The sequence below is a fragment of the Oligoflexus sp. genome (assembly GCF_035638955.1).
Classification (GTDB): Bacteria; Bdellovibrionota_B; Oligoflexia; order Oligoflexales; family Oligoflexaceae; genus Oligoflexus.
Genome location: NZ_DASQYZ010000263.1, coordinates 1 through 2,225, shown reverse-complemented (window position 1 = coordinate 2,225; position 2,225 = coordinate 1). Strand labels below are relative to the sequence as shown.

Annotated in this window: 1 protein-coding gene; it reads left to right on the top strand. The window is 47.8% G+C overall.

Going from position 1 to position 2,225, the window contains the following annotated elements:
- Positions 1 to 1,412 precede the first annotated feature (1,412 nt).
- Complete coding sequence (locus VE954_RS24465; protein ID WP_324957753.1) at positions 1,413 to 1,964, top strand: hypothetical protein; 552 nt, start codon at positions 1,413 to 1,415, stop codon at positions 1,962 to 1,964.
- Positions 1,965 to 2,225: the final 261 nt, after the last annotated feature.

The following is a 2,225-nucleotide window of genomic DNA, read 5'->3' as shown; positions in this document are numbered from 1 at the left end:
CTATAATGGCGAACCGACATGCCGACCCCCCCAATTTCCAGGCACATTTGGGATGACTTTACATGTCAATAAGAGCAGATTCACCAGCGAATAATACCGTCAATTGTATCAGGAGGCTGTCCGGCTGCTGGACCCATCCTTTTATTCAGACCGTCTCGCGCATATTTCATCCGCGTAACATCCTAGCGCCAAGAAAATGTCATACTGGTTGTACTTAAAACCAATCGCCCTGACCTTGACAAAGTCTTTCTCTTCGGCGGTTTTCCCTTCTCGCCGAGCACCTAATGTGGGGGCAAGGTGAACCCAAATTTTCGCGCGCTTGCCCGCAACCGACCAACACGATTCCATTAGACTGGTTGTACCATTTACAAACGTTTTCTTTATTTTATAGACTATTGGCTGTTCCGAAAGGAATCTTAGCTGATACTTGGCCGGCTGGCCATAGTCGAATTTCGGCGTCTAATGATAGTCTTTCACTCTGTTCAGCAGATTGCTCAGTATGAAAAGATCATGGGTAACGAGGCGATAATTGACGGTATTTCTAATGAAGTGCGTGTCTGATACTCGGACTGAATCGAATTTTTTATGCGCTATAATGTTAGCCCAGGGGACGAACTTTCACAGCTGAGCAGAAGTTTGCCATGCTTCAGGAAATCCAGGCAGTCGGCCTCAAGAATGGGCTCGATAAGCACGGGATATCAAGTTGGACAGTGGTAGGGAAAGCTTCCAAATCCTACCAGATCGCTCTGAAGTTTTTGGTGGATAAGTGCTTCAAGGCAATATTGTTGATTCCACGCTGGTTTGAAGACGAAAATGACAGGCTCGCCAAAAACCTGTTTGGGATCGCGCCGTGGAGCCCTTGAAAACCAAGGGGCGGCTTTAGCAAAAACTGCCCTGGCTTAAAACTACTGTTTTTAGATCACCAGCTGCGGGTGATGAGGCAGGATACGATTAGGCAGGATTAGTTTCCAGACGTGTGTTCATGAGGCGCTTACGTTTAAGATGCCGCCCACGATGATTCGTGATCACCTTCAAACCGCATGAAACCGCTTCAATTCCCGTGAAACACATTCCCATGAAAGCCCTACAAAGTCTAAAGGCAGAAAAATCACGGATCCTTACCCTCCCCCAGTTAGGCGAAACGTTTCCAATTCATTTCTTGCGGTCAATTCTGAGCTGGCGGTGGATAGGTTTCAAAATTCCGAGCCGTAACCGATGGGCTGACCAATCCGTTGTCACCTGCAATTATCACCAACACTGTGCGTTCGCATGTTGTCTTTAAACCAATGAAATCATTCATCTTAAAAGCATATCAAATTGGCCTGTAGCCTGCAAAACTTCGACCAGGGGGCTTTTGCCTCTGCCCACGCTGTTGATGCGTTGCTGCTGTTCCTTTTGCTGCTGCGGAGTTGATGATGCTGTTTTTAGGGCTGCCGGTGCTGCGCGCGCTAAGCTATTTGTGCGTTCTCATTCTTGGCTTTTCCAGCACTGTATGTGTCCACAAAAGGGATTTCTTGCAAAGCCGCCCAGATATCAATTTCTGCTCAACCATGGACGCGCGGCTAAAAAACATTTCCAAACTTTTGCCTGTAGGTCTACAGAGCCACAAGAATTTCAAGCGCATCCGCTGCCTCTCCTTTGTGCCCAAATATTTCATCGCAGCCGCAGGAGGTGAGGTCATGGCAGTGACACGCTTCTATCCCAATGGTGAAATCCGGGTTTTTGTCGCAAAAGAATTGACACACAATCCGCGTGAGCTACAGAATTTTATGCTGCACGAGTATCTACATGTGATCGGTTATGGCCATCCAACCAAAAATTGTTTATGGACAACGCCTGGATGTGGCCTTATGGGCCAGTCGCCGGGAGACGGTTTCGGTTTATCAGCTGCCGAGCAGAAGACGCTCCTCAAGCAGAGCTTTTCCAAGAAATATCTCGAATCGCTTCCAAGAATGAGTCATTGAACTCGTATGGCCATGCTGGCGTTTGCGCGCTATACTGCAGTCTCTTAGGGGGGAAATGAGCGTCCATGCATCCAGGTGCAAGACTGGAACTGCTTGCCGGCAAATAGATTCGGCGAGTCGGTAGAATGAATGCCTTTTGCGTTAAGGCTTTAAAGAATCGAGTTGTTTTGACTACCAGCCAAGTGTTTACTAAACCCCATCGAACGAGCAGCTCAGAAGCGCTGGTAATCCAGGGCAAAGTTTCAGTAGAATGGGTGTTAA

What these genes read in the sequence shown, in the direction of transcription:
- VE954_RS24465 (WP_324957753.1), top strand. Translation starts at nt 1,413, where the DNA reads ATGATGCTGTTTTTAGGGCTGCCGGTGCTGCGCGCGCTAAGCTATTTG.